15 protein-coding genes are annotated in these 15,613 nt (G+C 49.3%); 10 read left to right on the top strand and 5 right to left on the bottom strand.

Features of this window, described 5'->3' with window-relative positions:
• Nucleotides 1-61: 61 nt before the first annotated feature.
• The 3 genes from IE094_RS02860 to IE094_RS02850 form a co-directional block, all read right to left on the bottom strand.
• Entirely contained in the window at nt 62-739 is a 678-nt protein-coding gene (locus IE094_RS02860; protein WP_189639048.1) for a GntR family transcriptional regulator, read from the bottom strand.
• Nucleotides 740-1,257: 518 nt separating this feature from the next.
• Nucleotides 1,258-2,151, bottom strand: coding sequence for an MBL fold metallo-hydrolase (locus IE094_RS02855; protein WP_189639047.1), 894 nt, complete (start codon nt 2,149-2,151; stop codon nt 1,258-1,260).
• A 25-nt stretch (nt 2,152-2,176) separates the two neighbouring features.
• Nucleotides 2,177-2,818, bottom strand: coding sequence for a DsbA family protein (locus tag IE094_RS02850; protein ID WP_189639046.1), 642 nt, complete (start codon nt 2,816-2,818; stop codon nt 2,177-2,179).
• A 94-nt stretch (nt 2,819-2,912) separates the two neighbouring features.
• Between IE094_RS02850 and IE094_RS02845 the strand changes: the two genes are divergently transcribed.
• The 10 genes from IE094_RS02845 to IE094_RS02800 all read left to right on the top strand — a co-directional run bounded on the left by IE094_RS02845 (nt 2,913) and on the right by IE094_RS02800 (nt 13,304).
• A complete protein-coding gene (locus IE094_RS02845; protein ID WP_189639045.1) occupies nt 2,913-3,815 on the top strand; it encodes a LysR family transcriptional regulator in 903 nt (300 codons plus the stop codon).
• A gap of 192 nt (nt 3,816-4,007) precedes the next feature.
• Nucleotides 4,008-4,772 carry an SDR family NAD(P)-dependent oxidoreductase gene (locus tag IE094_RS02840; protein ID WP_189639425.1) on the top strand — a complete coding sequence of 255 codons (765 nt, stop codon included), beginning with the start codon at nt 4,008-4,010 and terminating at the stop codon, nt 4,770-4,772.
• A 9-nt stretch (nt 4,773-4,781) separates the two neighbouring features.
• On the top strand, nt 4,782-5,582 hold the full coding sequence (locus tag IE094_RS02835) for a crotonase/enoyl-CoA hydratase family protein (protein ID WP_189639044.1): 801 nt from the start codon (nt 4,782-4,784) through the stop codon (nt 5,580-5,582).
• 47 nt (nt 5,583-5,629) lie between these two features.
• A complete protein-coding gene (locus tag IE094_RS02830) occupies nt 5,630-6,670 on the top strand; it encodes a TRAP transporter substrate-binding protein (RefSeq protein ID WP_189639043.1) in 1,041 nt (346 codons plus the stop codon).
• Nucleotides 6,671-6,721: 51 nt separating this feature from the next.
• Nucleotides 6,722-7,213, top strand: a complete 492-nt coding sequence (locus IE094_RS02825) for a TRAP transporter small permease (RefSeq protein ID WP_229801973.1) — start codon at nt 6,722-6,724, stop codon at nt 7,211-7,213.
• Nucleotides 7,213-8,535 (top strand): TRAP transporter large permease, encoded by a 1,323-nt coding sequence (locus IE094_RS02820; protein ID WP_189639041.1) that lies wholly within the window; start codon nt 7,213-7,215, stop codon nt 8,533-8,535. The genes IE094_RS02825 and IE094_RS02820 overlap by 1 nt, the downstream gene beginning before the upstream one ends.
• An 11-nt stretch (nt 8,536-8,546) precedes the next feature.
• On the top strand, nt 8,547-9,047 hold the full coding sequence (locus tag IE094_RS02815) for a MarR family winged helix-turn-helix transcriptional regulator (protein WP_189639040.1): 501 nt from the start codon (nt 8,547-8,549) through the stop codon (nt 9,045-9,047).
• Complete coding sequence (locus tag IE094_RS02810) at nt 9,044-10,858, top strand: feruloyl-CoA synthase (RefSeq protein ID WP_189639039.1); 1,815 nt, start codon at nt 9,044-9,046, stop codon at nt 10,856-10,858. Before IE094_RS02815 ends, IE094_RS02810 begins: the two co-directional genes overlap by 4 nt.
• An 11-nt stretch (nt 10,859-10,869) precedes the next feature.
• The gene (locus IE094_RS02805) at nt 10,870-11,745 is read left to right on the top strand and encodes an amidohydrolase family protein (RefSeq protein ID WP_189639038.1); all 876 of its coding nucleotides are present in this window, start codon (nt 10,870-10,872) and stop codon (nt 11,743-11,745) included.
• Entirely contained in the window at nt 11,742-13,304 is a 1,563-nt protein-coding gene (locus IE094_RS02800) for an acyl-CoA dehydrogenase family protein (RefSeq protein ID WP_189639037.1), read from the top strand. Before IE094_RS02805 ends, IE094_RS02800 begins: the two co-directional genes overlap by 4 nt.
• A gap of 71 nt (nt 13,305-13,375) precedes the next feature.
• Here IE094_RS02800 and IE094_RS02795 read toward each other — a convergent pair whose 3' ends face one another.
• Complete coding sequence (locus tag IE094_RS02795; RefSeq protein WP_189639036.1) at nt 13,376-14,143, bottom strand: SDR family NAD(P)-dependent oxidoreductase; 768 nt, start codon at nt 14,141-14,143, stop codon at nt 13,376-13,378.
• A gap of 11 nt (nt 14,144-14,154) precedes the next feature.
• Entirely contained in the window at nt 14,155-15,606 is a 1,452-nt protein-coding gene (locus IE094_RS02790; RefSeq protein WP_189639035.1) for an aldehyde dehydrogenase, read from the bottom strand.
• Between the last annotated feature and the right edge of the window lie 7 nt (nt 15,607-15,613).

Raw genomic sequence — 15,613 nt, 5'->3', positions numbered from 1 at the left:
AATTGGAACGTCGAACACGACGTATATTTGAGTGTCTTAAATTTTTTACAGCGCAACGTGGTTACGTCGATGTATCCGTTGGTTGATTGGAGTGACCGATACGGAATGCTGTTGCGAGATGTTCGATATGTTTTGCAATAAGCGTTGTCGCCAGATCGGAATCCTTGTTGCGACATGCCTCGAGAATTTGAATATGTTCACCCATCGAGCGGTCAGTATTTTCATCAAATATCGTGAACAGATGCGTGCGTAATGCTTTGGCGCGACTGATTGTATGGTTGTAAGATTTTATGATCGAACGGTTGCCCGACGCATCAAGGATGAACTTGTGGAATTGGTCATCCGCAATCGAATAATTCTTTGGGTTTGGTTTATCCAACGCGCGTTGCATCGCATCACAAGACTCTTCTAAACTTTTGATAAGTTTATCATAATTGCGATCCATCCCCATGCGAATTGCGGCAATTTCGAGGATTGTGCGATGTTCGCACAGCTCATCAACATCACGCATGTCGGGTGTAAACACAAACGATCCGCGTTTGGGTGAAACATTTACAAGCCCCTCGATTTGCAATGCAGCGAGCGCGTCTCTTACCGGTGAGCGACTGATGCCGAGCATATCTGCAAGGCGTTGCTCGGATAATTTGGATCCCAACGACAATTCACCAGAAACAATTGCATCGCGGATTTTACCCGTCGTCACTTCCATCAACGACTTTGGCTGTTCAATTGGTTGCATATAGTGTCTCCTTGCGGCGCGAATGAGTTGGTTTATCGCCAATTCCAACTAACATGTTACATGGTTGATTGCAACTAAATGTATCACAAAGTTTTCGGCAAAAAACACCGCCAACCAGTTACAACAAACCCACAGCCTATGAGCGCCGCTTGGGCCAAATACTACGCTTTCTTAACGGGCTTATCATGCAAAGACCCACTTTTTTAGCTTGGCAATTGACATGTAGGAACGAGAGTAACTGTAATGGAATTTTAAGTGAACAGCGACGCCGGCAGTGGTTGATGTGCCGTGGGGCATGTTTGACTAGTGCTGACGATTATACAGCATTGATAGGAAACAATAGATTTGGGTTCGTCGCACAAAGCTTCGATGCGCATCTATTTGAACAATTCGCGTCAACATTCGTAATGTGTGCAACTAATTTAACAGTGTTTGAAAACGCGAGAGAGCGACAACAGGGCCGCCGCTCTCTCCAATATGCTGTTTGCTACCGCCCCCTATGGCGTAGATGGGTTAGGTTAGCCCCATTTCATCTCGCCTGTCAGAACCTTGGCGCCGATAGAAATCGCAATGTCCATGCCCAGATCGGGATAGCGTGCTTGCATCGCTGCGATCAGCTCTTCAGACGTATTGGCCTTTTCCAGTTCTTCCTCAATCGCGAGAAGATAAGCTTTGGTAAAGGTGACTGCTTCCAACCCCATGGGCGCATCCGTTGTCATATGGCCAGGGACAACAACCTTAGGTTTTCGCGCAATGATGGCGTCCAGATTGGCGATCCACGCGGCGCGTTCTTCTTTGGTTTGGGTGTCCGCGACCCAGACATGTGTGTTTGAAAAGACCATGACGCCACCAAAAACGGCTTGCAGGTCGTCGCTCCATAGATAGCGCCGGTTGGCCAAACCATCGGCTGGCACGATGTCGATTGCATACCCATCGACGTTCAAGCTGTTGCTATCGTCTGCCTGTGCAAAAACAACATCGTCAACTGTTTGTGGGCCATTTTCGCCAAGCTGCGGGCTCCATGTTTCGACCTTTTTGGCAACATTCGCTTGAATCGCAGCAACGGTTTCGCTGGCTGCAATGATCCGCACCTGTGGAAAGGCATCAACAATGGGGCGCAAGCTGAAATAGAAATCAGGATCGCTCTGACTGATGTAGATCGTGGTCAATTTTTTACCAGTGGCTTTGATAGTGTTGGACAACGCCTGACCATCGGCAAGAGTAAAGCCTCCATCAATTAGCACAGCTTCTGTTGGGCCAGAGATCAGAGTCGGCGCGCGGTAAAAACCGTTTTCGCCAGCGGGGAAGTGGGCCCAGTTCAAGCCCTGATCGTCTGCGAATGCCATGCGAAGAGGTAGAGCAGAGGTCAACGCGCCAGCGGCGGTTACTTTTAGTGCAGTTCTGCGGTTCATGTTTTTAATCCTTTTGTTCAGTTGGTTATGTTAAGTTCAGAGTAGTCAAAACCCTGTCAATTCCTGCGTAGAGGACACCTGAGTCCAAAACGCTTTGTGTGCCGTTAATTGTTGCGATTAAGGCGGGGACGCCTTGCTGTCCGAAGCGAGACATAAGTTGGCGTGCGGCGTCAGTTCTGACATCAACTGCGTGCAAAAGGTCATCATCTGCGGCAATGACCCGCGCACCTGCATCTTCCAAATCCATTTTTGTCAGAAGATCGGAAACCACAGCGGCCGAGGTCACATCCTTGCCGTCTACGTAGCGAGCGGATTGAATGGTGGCGAGCACTTCGATCACACGCGATGGCGCGATCTCTGCGGTGGAAATGACGGCGCGGGTTGCAACAGTTGAATCCAAGGATGCATCCGTGTCGCCAAGCACATTGCGGTGATACTCTTCGCTAAATACCCGACCGCTTAACTTGGCGATACGCTGATCGTTGGCCCAAGCTTGGGCGGCAAAGCCTGCCATCGGGCGTGCCTCAGAGCCAGCAAACAGCCCCGTTGGCATCGGTCGCAGGTCAATGGCAGGGTGTTTTGCAAGTTGAGTTACCGAGCGCGAGGCGCCGTAACACCAGCCGCACAGCGGATCGAATAAGTAACGTAGTGTGATGGTTTGTGTCATGTTCTGTCTCCTTGTTTGGTATATGCGCGTTTTTATTTCACATGATAAGACAAACCTTTTTGACACTGTGTTTGCCAAAGGCTAACAACCGTATATGCCAAAATCGCGTAATCTGAATCGACTGGCCTATTTTGCTGCTGTGGTGGAAACTGGCTCTTTTACAAATGCAGGCGTGCGTTTGGGGGTGACCAAGGCCGTGGTCAGCTCGCAGGTGACACAGTTGGAACAGGAATTGCAGACAACGCTGTTGGTGCGTAACACGCGCAAAGTCAGCGCGACCGAAGCAGGGCAGGCGTTTTACATCGCTTGTGCATCTATTCTGCATGAGGCCGATGATGCCTTTAACCAAATCTCGGAACGAACACAGATGCCCGCGGGCACCTTGCGAATAACGGCTCCTAACGATTACGGAATTGCCATTATAACGCCAGTTGTCGCCGCATTTCGTAGCCGATACCCTGATTGTAAGGTCGAGCTATACCTGAATGACGGGCATAGCGATCTGATGGCGGGTGATCTTGATTTGGCTATCCGTGTCGGTTGGTTGCGCGATTCAACCCTGCGCGTACGCAAAATCAGGCGTTTTCGACAAATTCTCGTAGGGGCGGCAGACCGAGTTGAACAGCTTGGACGTATCAATCATCCCACTGAATTAAGAAATGTAGATTTTATTGCAAACAAAGCACTATCTGACCCAATGAATTGGAACTTTGAAAACGACGATGCGCAATCTGTTTCTGTCAAATTGAATGGTGGCCTTTGCATCGACAGTGCCGGTGCGATTTTACAGGCCGTAAAAGACGGGGCGGGGCTCGCCATCCTTCCGGACTATTTGGTTCACGAGCAATTGCAGCGCGGCGAGTTGCTACATGTTTTGCCAGATTGGTCGCTAGCCGAGGGCGGTATCTTTGCGGTGCTTCCAGTGTCAAAGTTTCGCCCCGCCAAAGTTACTGTGTTTGTCGAAATGCTGCGCAGTGCCGAGAAAGAACGCAATTAACTTTGTGCAATAGTCGGTACTTTGGTCAACATCATGCGGTTGCGCCGTCGTCATGCGTTGGCATTTATCCAGAAAAAATGAAACACTAATCCGCTAATCTTGGCTCTGTGCGATGATCAAGGATGGCCTGTAAAATAATTGTTCATTGACATAACAATTATTTTTACGAACACTATATGGAGGAGGATGGTTATGATTCTAGATGGGCAAACAGTTGTTGTTACAGGTGCAGGAAGCGGCTTGGGTGCAGCAACCGCGCAAAGATTAGCGGCGGCCGGGGCAAAGGTTGGCTGTATTGATCTGTCACTTGACGCTGCACAAGCAACGGCCAAGGAAATTGACGGCATTGGTTTAGCGGCCGATGTTTCCGATGCTGTGGCCGTAGAAGCTGCATTTGCCCAAGTCGAAAAGACATTCGGCATTGCGCGCGTTGTGGTGTCCTGTGCTGGGATTGGAACGGCTGCGCGTATTTTACCGCGTGATGGCAGTTTAAGCATTGATTCATTCGCACAGGCGATCAAGGTCAATTTGCTTGGCACCTACACGGTGATGAATATTGCCGCGCGTGCGATGGCATCCGCAGAGCCGATTGACGCCGATGGATCACGTGGGATTATTATCAATACGTCATCCGTTGCTTACGAAGACGGGCAAATTGGACAGGCGGCGTATTCTGCGTCAAAGGGCGGTGTTGCATCTATGACATTGCCAGCTGCGCGAGAGCTAGCCCGATTTGGCATTCGTGTTATGACAATCGCACCGGGTCTTTTTGAAACCGCGATGAGCGCGGGGCTTCCCGACGATATTCGCGCTGAAATATTAAAAGCTGTTCCGTTCCCATCGCGCATGGGCAATGCCGAAGAATATGCGCAAATGGTTCAAAGCATTGTTGAAAATGCAATGTTGAATGGCTCGGTAATTCGATTGGATGGCGCAGCGCGCATGCCGATAAAATAAGGAATAACGATGTCTGAAAAAAAACCAAATTCAAACACGGATCAAGTCGATAACGTTCTGTTGGTTGAAATCGATGGCCCAGTTGCGACGCTCACAATGAACCGTCCTGCAAAGCGAAACGCGATGTGTGATGCATTGCTGGAACAGATCGACAAATTTTTTTCGTATCCGCCAGAAGGGGTGCGCGCTGTTATCCTTACGGGAACTGAGGGGCATTTTTGTTCAGGATTGGATCTGTCCGAACATGTCCAACGCGATGCAGAAGGCACGATGCGACACTCACGAAATTGGCACCGTGTGATGGATCAAATTCAACGTTCTGGATTACCTGTGATTTCTGCGATGTATGGTGCGGTCATTGGTGGGGGATTGGAATTGGCAGCTTCTACGCATGTACGTATCGCCGAGCCATCAACGATTTTTCAACTGCCCGAAGGGCGGCGCGGAATCTTTGTGGGTGGTGGCGCGACGGTGCGCATCGGGCGCATATTGGGTGCAGATCGTATGTGTGAAATGATGTTGACTGGGCGCAAGTTCAATTCGAAAGAAGGCTTCGCATTAGGATTGACGCATTATGATGTGGAAGCGGGAGAAGCATTGCCAATGGCGCGCAAGCTGGCGCAGAAAATTGCTAAAAATGCGAGTCTTTCAAATTACATGATGATTCAGGCAATCAGTCGTATTTCAGACATGTCGCAAGCCGATGGTTTGTTTACCGAAAGCCTTGCCGCAGCGGTATCGCAAACCAGCGCAGATGCCGAAGAAGGATTGAAAGCGTTTCTTGAAAAACGAACACCCGTTTTTCGTTAACACATAGAATTAAGAAACCGTCAGTTAAATTTCAGGGAGGAAACGAAATGACCAAATTGACACGACGTACAGCAATGACCGCACTTGGGGCCGCGTTGGCTGCACCTGCATTTGTTTCACGCGCAAACGCAGCAGAAGTAACGCTTCGATTGCATCATTTTTTGCCACCAGTGGCACCAATGCATTCGAAGTTTTTTGAAGTTTGGGCTGGGGAAATTGCAGAGGCATCAAATGGTGCGATCGATGTTCAGATTTTTCCAGCGATGCAGCTTGGTGGCAAGCCACCGCAACTAGCCGACCAAGTGCGCCAGGGTATTTGTGATATCGCTTGGACGTTGCCTGTTTACACACCGGGTCGTTTTTTGGTTGCTGAAACTATGTCAAACCCATTCATGACAACAAACGCAGAAAAATCGTCTGTGGCGTTACATCAGCTAATGGATGAATTTGGCCAAAATGATTACCCAGGTGTGAAGCCACTCGCTTTTCATACTCATGATGGTGGTAAGTTGCACACGCGCGATGCGCCCGTGCTAAGCCAGTCAGATTTACAGGGGCTCAAGCTTCGCGCACCAAATCAAGCCACAGGGGACATGTTAACAGCTCTGGGTGCCGAGGTTGTATTTTTCCCCGTGACCGATATGGTGGTTGGCCTTTCGAACGGTGTGATTGATGGGTGTTGTTTACCCTACGAAGTGGTGCCAGCGTTCAAATTGCAAGAATTAACATCCTTCAGCGCCGCACCTGCGCCCGCTGCGCGCGGCCTATATGGCAATACATTCTCATTGTTGATGAACGAAGCGAAATACAACGAAATGTCGGATGATCTGCGCGGAGTGATTGATGCCGCGTCGGGTGCTGCATTGTCACAACGCATTGGTAAACAATTCGATGCGTTCGAAGCGTTTGGTAAATCAATGGTCGAAAAACAAGGCAATGAAATCGTGGAGATCCCCGCAGAGGAAATTGCCAGATGGCGCGAAGCAGCCGACCCGATCCACGCTGCGTGGATTGAAAAACTGAATGACGCAGGCCATGATGGGGCCGCGATCATGGCGCGCGCCAACGAACTGCTTGACGCGGGTTAATCGATGCGCAGCAGCACAAACAATAAGCAGATACATTGGGAAAAATCCCCAATGTATCGCTTACTACACCGTGTTTGTCTTGGAATGGCGGGGTTGGGTGGAATCATCATTTTCGCGGCTGCGTTTTTCGTGACCCTATCGGTTGTTATGAGCAATCTTGGATTCGGCGGCATTCGTGGTGAATTCGAATTGGTGGAACTTGCTTGTGCGACGTGTGCATCGCTGTTCCTGCCATTGTGTCAATTGAATCGCGGCCATGTAATGGTTGATGTTTTCACGGGTTGGATACCCCCAGCGACGTCTGAACGAATAGATGGATTGTGGATGCTCATTTTCGCAATTGGTTGGGCATTTTTGTTTTGGCGTTTATGTATTGGACTGGATGAAATCCATACCTATGGCGACAAGACAATGTTGCTTCAGGCACCCGTCTGGTGGGTTTACATTCCGGCAGTGATTGGAACGGGGCTATCTGCAGTTGTCGCCGCTTGTATGGGGATGTTCATTGTCCTTCCCAAAGTTTTCCGTGCGGAGTTAAATTAATGGATCCCTTCACACTTGCGGTCTTGTTGGTGATCGCTTTGTTCATCTTAATTTTTATGCGTGTTCCGATTGCGCTGGCGATGGGTTTGGTGGGCGCATTTGGTTATGTACAGCTTAGTTCATTTTCCAGTCTTAAGGCATATTTATCAACGGCTTGGGTTGATAAATTCATGTCGTACGATCTCGCTGTTGTCCCACTGTTTATTTTGATGGGTCATCTGGCAACACATTCAGGAATTTCCGCGTCTATCTTTGGTGCCGCACGGGCATGGATCGGGCATCTTCGCGGCGGTTTGGCAATGGCCTCTGTTGCTGGGTGTGCATTGTTTGGTTCAATATCTGGATCGTCGTTGGCAACCGCATCAACCATGGCGCGCGTGGCGTTGCCCGAAATGAAAAAACATGGATTTTCGGGGGCATTGTCATCGGGTTCGTTGGCTGCTGGTGGCACGCTTGGAATTCTCATTCCACCATCGGTTGTTTTAATTATTTACGCCCTATTGACGGAACAAAACATTGTAAAATTGTTCCTTGCGGCGACGATCCCCGGTATTTTGGCCGTTATCGGTTTTATGATCGCAATATCAATTTATGTGCGATTATATCCCGAAGAAGGTCCAACCAGCCAAAAAGCCAGTTTCGCAGAACGGATACGATCACTGGGCGATATTTGGCATGTTGTTGTTATTTTTGTCGTTGTTTTAGGCGGCATTTATGGTGGCTTTTTCACCCCATCCCAAGGTGCCGCTGTTGGGGTGGTTTTAACCTTGATTATGGGTGTTATTAAAGGTGGCTTAACAGTCAACACAGTAATGAGTAGCCTTATTGATACTGCGGGTTCCACCGCGATGATATTTGCGATTGTGTTTGGTGCGGACATATTCAACGTAGCGCTTGCGCTGAGCCGAATGCCGATGGAGACGGCCGCATTTATTAGCGGCTCTGGTATTTCCCCAATGGCGGTTATGATCGCCATCATCGTGTTTTATCTGGTGATGGGGTGTTTGATGGACAGCCTGTCAATGATCTTGTTAACCGTGCCTGTGTTTTTCCCAACGATTATGGCGCTTGATTTTGGGTTGCAGCCGGAACAACAGGCCATGTGGTTTGGTATCATTTCTTTGGTGGTGGTTGAGCTTGGGTTAATAACGCCACCGGTTGGGATGAATTTATTCGTGATATCCGCGATGGCACCTGAAATACGCATGACCGAAATTTTTCGTGGCACCATACCATTTATCGCAGCAGAATTTACACGCATCGTAATTCTCGTGTCTTTTCCAGTGCTGAGCTTTTGGTTGGTTGACCTCATCGCAAATTAGAAAGATTTAAAATGACAAAACAACATTCAAATTCTGTGGTGAAGATAAAATCAATGAACGAGTCTGATGCGCTTTTGCGCCAATTTGTCGGCTATCGGATGAAACGCATTTATATGTTGATACAAGAAGATATGACGCGGGTTCTGGAACCATTTGGTTTGCGTATCGGCACGTTTTCTGCGCTCGCAGTGCTGATGGATAGCCCAGGTATTTCGCAAACACAGCTATCGCGTATTTTGAACATCAAACGCTCGGGTGTTGTGGTCGTCGTCGACGAATTGGAAAACGTTGGGGCGTTGGAACGACGACCTGTAGCGAATGATCGGCGTGTGTATGCATTACATGTTACTTCGGCGGGGATAACGCTTTGGGAAAGAGCAGAACGCGCCGTCCAAGGCCATGAAACGGCAATGTTTTCTGAACTGGATACAGACGATATTGAGCAGCTTCAAATGTTGCTTGGTCGCGCGATAAAAAGTGTGTCTGGCAGGGGCGAAAGCGACAAAAAATGACGAATTTGACGACTGATCTTAATTTGGTTTCGCATTCGGTTGATTGTAACCGTGGCAACGATGCGATATTTCTCCGGTCTAATATCCCACTTGACCCGATTGTATTGCGCAGTGCTGATTGGTTGCACCACTGGGCGCTAAAAACGCCCACGCGTGTTTTTCTAGCAGAACGTTCGGGGGCAGGTTGGCGCGAAGTAACCTATCGCGAAGCATTGGAACAAATCCGTGAAATTGCGACTGCACTTGTTGGGCGTGGCTTGAACCAAGATACGCCAATTGCGATTATGTCGGGCAATTCCATCGATCATGCGTTGCTTTCGTTTGGGGCACAATATGCTGGTATCCCCAGTGTCCCATTGGCTGAACAATATTCATTGATCCCTGATGCACATGGGCGTTTGATCTATGTGTTGGACAAGGTAAAACCAGCAATGGCATTTGTTGATGATGCCGCGCGATATGGGGCCGCATTGTCATTGCCCCAGTTTGATAAAATCGAAATAGTCGCATCTAACACCAAAGGTGCGCCACGCAAGGTCACTGAATTTTCCGCCTTGTTACAAGGGGACAGTGGAGTGAATGCAGACACTGTTCTGTCTGGTGTTGGTCCTGATACGGTTGCTAAAATATTATTTACGTCGGGATCGTCTTCTGATCCCAAGGGCGTTTTGACAACACAACGGATGATGTGTGCTAATCAGGCACAAATGGCATCAGTGCTTCCATTTCTGAAAGATACGCCGCCACGCATTTGTGATTGGTTGCCGTGGAACCATGTTTTTGGCGGGTCGCATAATGTGAATATGATGCTGGCCAATGGCGGAACATTGGTCATTGATAACGGAAAACCAACACCAGCACTTTTTTCACAAACCATCCGAAATGTAATTGAACGTCCGGGGACATTGTCATTCAACGTACCGATCGGGTTTTCGATGTTGGTCGAAGAAATGAAAACCAATGCCGATTTGCGCAACGCGTATTTTGGTGACCTTGATATGATTTTTTATGCGGGCGCATCTCTGCCACAGGAAATTTGGACCCAGCTGGAAGTTATGGCAATGGATGTACGCGGGCGATTACCGTTGATGAATTCCAGTTGGGGCATGACCGAAACGGCGCCTTCCACATTGATGGTACATGAGCCCATCGGACGATCAGGAGTTGTTGGCGTGCCATTACCGGGCACAGAAATAAAACTGATCCCTGATGATGATATGCGTTGTGAAGTCCGTGTGAAGGGGCACAATATAATGCCTGGATATTACAATGATCTGCAAAAGACCAAAGAAGCATTTGATCAAGATGGATATTTGATCACGGGTGACGCGATGCGTTTTTTGAATGAAAATGATCCTGATCGCGGATTGGTATTTGATGGCCGTGTTTCCGAAGATTTCAAGCTGTTGACCGGAACATGGGTTCAGGCGGGTAAATTGCGGTTAGAGGCCTTGGATGCCTTGCGCGAACTGGCTGCGGACGTGGTTGTATGTGGGCAGGATCGTAGCGATGTTGGCTTGTTTATTTTTCCGCGTTCCAAGAGTTTGAGTGACCAAAACGTCAAACAGGGCGCCGTCGTGGACCCAAGCATTTATAGAGCTTGCGAAAATGTGTTGGCCGAAATGGCCAAAACCGCTACGGGGTCCGCCAAACGGATCAGTCGCGCCATTATTTTGGCCGAACCGCCGTCTTTGAAAGATAGCGAAATTACGGACAAAGGATCACTGAATACACGTAAAATTCTGACCCGTCGCGCTGCATTTGTTGATCGGCTTTATGATCATAACGACCCAGCGGTCATTCGCGTTTAAGGAGCATTCAAATGGTTGATTTTTCAAAAGTTCGCGCCATCGATTTTCACACCCATGCAGAAGAGGCATGTGGTTGTCACGACGATGATGGCTATGATGATTTGCAACGCACGATGGCAAATTATTTTGGCGCTCCGTGGGAACATCCCCCGACGATTGACGAAACGGCGGCGCATTATCGCGAGAAAAACATTGCTGCCGTAATCTTTCCTGTCGATGCGGAACGCGAGACGGGTTATCGGCGTTACAACAATTACGAAGTGGCGGATGCTTGTGCGAAAAATTCAGATATCCTGATCCCGTTTGCGTCTATTGATCCTGCCAAAGGAAAAATGGGCGCACGCGAAGCGCGTGATTTGGTTGAAAACCATGGGGTCCAAGGTTTTAAGTTCCACCCAACAATGCAAGGTTTCTATCCCAACGATCGATCCGCCTATGTGCTATACGAGGCAATTGCAGAATCTGGCAAACCGGCATTGTTTCACACGGGTCAAACAGGGGTTGGTTCTGGCATGCCTGGTGGTAACGGGATGCGGCTGAAATATTCCAACCCGATGTTTATGGATGACATCGCTGTCGATTTTCCTGATATGCCCATCATCCTTGCGCATCCTTCATTCCCTTGGCAAGAAGAAGCACTGTCCGTGGCCACACATAAGCCGAATGTTTACATTGATCTGTCAGGCTGGTCGCCGAAATATTTTCCGCCAATTTTGATCCGTTACGCTAACAGTTTGCTTAAGAAAAAAATGCTGTTCGGGTCTGATTGGCCGATGATTGCACCTGAAAAGTGGTTGGATGCATTCGATCGTGCGGAGTTCAAAGACGAAGTACGCCCATTGATCCTAAAGGAAAATGCAATGCGTTTGTTGGGGGTGACGGGGTGATCCCGTTTACGGCACCATCCGAGGATATTCTGTTTTCACTGCGCGAAGTTGCGGATGCGAACAGCATCACCGATTGGGATGATGATCTTGCAAGCGATATAATTCAAGCATTTGCGAGTTTTGCGCAAGACGTCATCGCACCGCTTGATGAGATTGGTGATCGCGATGGGTGTCGGCTTGAAGATGGGTGCGTGCGCATGCCAGGTGGATTTACACAAGCGTATTCACAAATGGCTGAAATGGGGTGGCAAGGGTTAACGGCACCCCAACAATTTGGTGGAATGGCGCAAAATACATTGATTGACGCGGCTGTTTCGGAAATCTTTTCTGGCGCGAACCATGCCATGCAAATGTTGTGCAATCTGGTGCCAGGCGCCATCACAACATTATTGCGATACGGAAGTCGAGAACAACAACGCGAATGGATTCCCAAGCTCGCATCTGGTGAAGCACTATCAACCATGTGCCTCACCGAGGCGGGTGCAGGATCAGATTTATCGCAGATCCGCACCAAGGCGGTTATGGATAATGATGGTTGGCGCATTCACGGAGAAAAGATTTTCATATCAGGTGGCGACCAAGATATGTCCGATGACATATTGCACTTGATCCTCGCGCGCACGCAAAATGATCCAGGCACGATCAACGGCTTGTCATTGTTTATAGCAAGCAAAAAGGCATCAAAATCCAACATTCAGATCACGCGCATCGAAGAGAAAATGGGATTGCACGCGTCGCCCACATGCCAAATGTCGTTTGATGGAACATCTGCGGAATTGATTGGCGAACAGGGGCAGGGGCTTCGGGCGATGTTCACCATGATGAATCATGCCCGTCTTGATGTCGCTCTTCAGGGTGTGGCTCATGCAAGTCGCGCTTTCAAAATCGCGCATAGCTATGCGATGGAACGCAAGCAGGGGCGCAATCCTGATGGTGGTGATGCCAGATTGGCGGATCATGCCGATGTGAAACGCATGTTGAATGAACAACGCGCATTGATGATGGGGGCACGCGCGATGGCTCATGCTGCGTTGGTCAAATCGCAAAATGAAAACAACGCGGTACTTGTTGATTTTCTAACACCCATTTGCAAAGTTTTTTGTACACAAGCCGGTATTCGCGCCGCAGACTTGGGGATACAAATTTTGGGTGGTTATGGATATCTTAATGAATACCGGATCAACCAGACATGGCGAGATGCACGTATTACTGCGATCTACGAAGGTGCGAATGGTATTCATGAACTTTCGACGGTCACGCGTGGTGTTCTTCATCATGACGGCGTTGGTGCTGATGCGTTTTATGGGTTCATTGGTGAAATAACAGACCACCCAGCGGTTCTGGCACTTCGTGAACTCTGGTGTAAACAACGTGTGCGGGTTGAAAACGCGGCAAACCCATCTGAATTTGCACATGAATTTGCTCAGCTTAGCGGTGAATTATTTTACCGTGCAGTGTGGGTGAAAATTGCGCGCAAAAAAGACGAAGTTCAATTTGATGCCCTGTTAAAATTCGTTTTGAGCCAACCGTTACCTCTATCTTTGGATTTGGATAACTGATTGCGTTGGAATTGCGCCGCGACGTTCGATAATTGCCACAAGGCAACTACCGTTTCCAAGTTTGATGAAAACTAAACCGACATGCCACCATCAACCATCAACAGATGCCCCGTGGTGAACCCCGATTGTGCAGACGCAAGATAGAGCATCGACGCTGCAATCTCTTCTGCCGTGCCATGTCGGCCAAGCGGTATCATTTCATTAAAAAACGCAGTGCCGTCGCGCCCAATTTCCGCGCCAAGCCCATCTTCGACCCTTTGTTGAAAGTCATTTGTGATTGGGCCAGGTGCGATTGCATTAACGCGAATGCCACGTGGAGCAAGATCCTTGGCAAGCACTCGCATCAAACCAGTCAGCGCATGTTTCGCTGTGATATAACCATAAACCCCAGGATCACCGCGCGTGGCCGCCACACTGGAAGTGATGACAATACTACCCCCGTTTTTTATATGGGGAACTGAATATTTTGATATCAGAAAAGCACCACGAACATGCACGGCCATCACCTCGTCAAATGTTTCGGTGGGATAATCTTCGATCGCGGCCACGGTGCCAAAATTACCAGCGTTGGACAACACCACATCAATTTTTCCAAAATGCGCTACGGTTTGTGCGATGACCTGTTTGACTTGTTCCTCGTTTGATACGTCGGCGCTTAGGCACAATATATCGGAACAATTTTCACCAAACGTTTCATGTGCCAACGTCCGCAGCGTGTCGAGGTCAAGGTCAATCAATGCCAATCGGGCACCGTGTTTGTGCAACAAGCGCGCCGCACTCATCCCCAGTGAACCAGCGCCACCAGTCACGACGCAAACTTTTCCATCTAGATTGAACATAGCGTTTACCATCAAATCGGATAATGTGGTTGGCCATCTTGGATCGTGATCCAACGCAGCGTCGTGAACTCTTCGATTGCTGCCATGCCGCCAAAGCGGCCGTAACCAGAATCCTTTACGCCGCCAAATGGCATTTGTGCCTCGTCATGAACCGTAGGTCCATTAATATGGCAAATTCCGCTTTCGATCCGTTTTGCGACATTCATCGCCTGTACTGTATCACGTCCAAACACACTCGCGGATAAGCCGTATTCAGTATCATTCGCAACGCGTACCGCTTCGTCAATGCTACCAACGCGCACGACAGATGCTGTGGGGCCAAAGCTTTCTTCGGCATAAACGCGCATAGAAGGGGTGACATGATCGAGTAAAGTTGCCTCCATCAAGACCCCGTCGGCGTGCCCACCCGCGACAATGCTTGCACCTTTGTCTTGTGCATCACGTACCAAGGACATGATCCGCGTGACTGCACTCGCATCAACAACGCAACCAAGTTCCGTGTTGCCTTGGCGCGGGTCACCAACCTTAAGGCCACGGACCTTGGCCGCTAGTTTTTCAACAAAGACATCGGCGATATCTTGGTGAACGATAAGGCGCTCTGTCGACATGCAAATTTGGCCCTGGTTCATATAGGCACCAAACGCTGCGGCAGCGACTGCGGCATCAAGATCAGCGTCTGCGAGGACGATCATCGGTGCCTTGCCACCCAGTTCAAGCAAGGCAGGTTTCAGATTTTCTGCGGCAAGTTTTGCAATGATGCGCCCAACACGCGTTGACCCCGTGAAATTGATCCGGCGCACGGCGGAATGTTCAATGAGGGTTTCAACGATTTTATTAGCGTCTTCGGGTGCGTTAGACAGAACATTGAGCACACCATTGGGTAAACCTGCTGCTTGTATGGCTTCAACGATCAAAGCATGGGTGCGTGGTGACAATTCAGAGGATTTTAACACAACTGTATTCCCACAGGCCAACGGCATTGCGATTGATCGGACCCCTAAAATTACGGGCGCATTCCACGGCGCGATAGAAAGCACAACACCGGCGGGTTGGCGGATCGCCATGGCCATGGAACCCGGGCGGTTTGATGGGATGATTTCACCCTTGATCATGGTTGTCATAGACGCGGCTTCGCGTAACATTCCAGCAGAGAGCATCACGTTAAAACCGGCCCAAGCCGCCGTAGCGCCCAATTCATCGGCCATCGCTTTTGCAATGTCATCACCGCGCGCTTCTAAGTTATCGGCAGCGGCGAGCAATAAGCGCCGCCGTTCAGTGGGAGCAATATGTGACCATTCTTGAAATGCACGAGCGGCGGCGTCGGCGGCACGTTTGGCGTCTTCGACGGATGCCGCCGCAGCCTCGGTGGCAACATCACCCGTCAAGGGGTTGTTGCGGGTAAATGTTTTCCCATCGATGGCCGCCACTTTTTCGCCGTCAATCAAAAGATCTAACACATTCATGTTCTTC

It is taken from the genome of Paramylibacter ulvae (assembly GCF_014652655.1).
GTDB classification, from domain to species: domain Bacteria; phylum Pseudomonadota; class Alphaproteobacteria; order Rhodobacterales; family Rhodobacteraceae; genus Amylibacter; species Amylibacter ulvae.
This window is presented reverse-complemented; position numbering and strand designations above follow the sequence as displayed.

What these genes read in the sequence shown, in the direction of transcription:
- IE094_RS02855 (WP_189639047.1), bottom strand. Translation starts at nt 2,151, where the DNA reads ATGAACCGCAGAACTGCACTAAAAGTAACCGCCGCTGGCGCGTTGACC.
- IE094_RS02805 (WP_189639038.1), top strand. Translation starts at nt 10,870, where the DNA reads ATGGTTGATTTTTCAAAAGTTCGCGCCATCGATTTTCACACCCATGCA.
- IE094_RS02810 (WP_189639039.1), top strand. Translation starts at nt 9,044, where the DNA reads ATGACGAATTTGACGACTGATCTTAATTTGGTTTCGCATTCGGTTGAT.
- IE094_RS02835 (WP_189639044.1), top strand. Translation starts at nt 4,782, where the DNA reads ATGTCTGAAAAAAAACCAAATTCAAACACGGATCAAGTCGATAACGTT.
- IE094_RS02845 (WP_189639045.1), top strand. Translation starts at nt 2,913, where the DNA reads ATGCCAAAATCGCGTAATCTGAATCGACTGGCCTATTTTGCTGCTGTG.
- IE094_RS02820 (WP_189639041.1), top strand. Translation starts at nt 7,213, where the DNA reads ATGGATCCCTTCACACTTGCGGTCTTGTTGGTGATCGCTTTGTTCATC.
- IE094_RS02795 (WP_189639036.1), bottom strand. Translation starts at nt 14,143, where the DNA reads ATGTTCAATCTAGATGGAAAAGTTTGCGTCGTGACTGGTGGCGCTGGT.
- IE094_RS02825 (WP_229801973.1), top strand. Translation starts at nt 6,722, where the DNA reads ATGTATCGCTTACTACACCGTGTTTGTCTTGGAATGGCGGGGTTGGGT.
- IE094_RS02815 (WP_189639040.1), top strand. Translation starts at nt 8,547, where the DNA reads ATGACAAAACAACATTCAAATTCTGTGGTGAAGATAAAATCAATGAAC.
- IE094_RS02840 (WP_189639425.1), top strand. Translation starts at nt 4,008, where the DNA reads ATGATTCTAGATGGGCAAACAGTTGTTGTTACAGGTGCAGGAAGCGGC.
- IE094_RS02790 (WP_189639035.1), bottom strand. Translation starts at nt 15,606, where the DNA reads ATGAATGTGTTAGATCTTTTGATTGACGGCGAAAAAGTGGCGGCCATC.
- IE094_RS02850 (WP_189639046.1), bottom strand. Translation starts at nt 2,818, where the DNA reads ATGACACAAACCATCACACTACGTTACTTATTCGATCCGCTGTGCGGC.
- IE094_RS02830 (WP_189639043.1), top strand. Translation starts at nt 5,630, where the DNA reads ATGACCAAATTGACACGACGTACAGCAATGACCGCACTTGGGGCCGCG.
- IE094_RS02860 (WP_189639048.1), bottom strand. Translation starts at nt 739, where the DNA reads ATGCAACCAATTGAACAGCCAAAGTCGTTGATGGAAGTGACGACGGGT.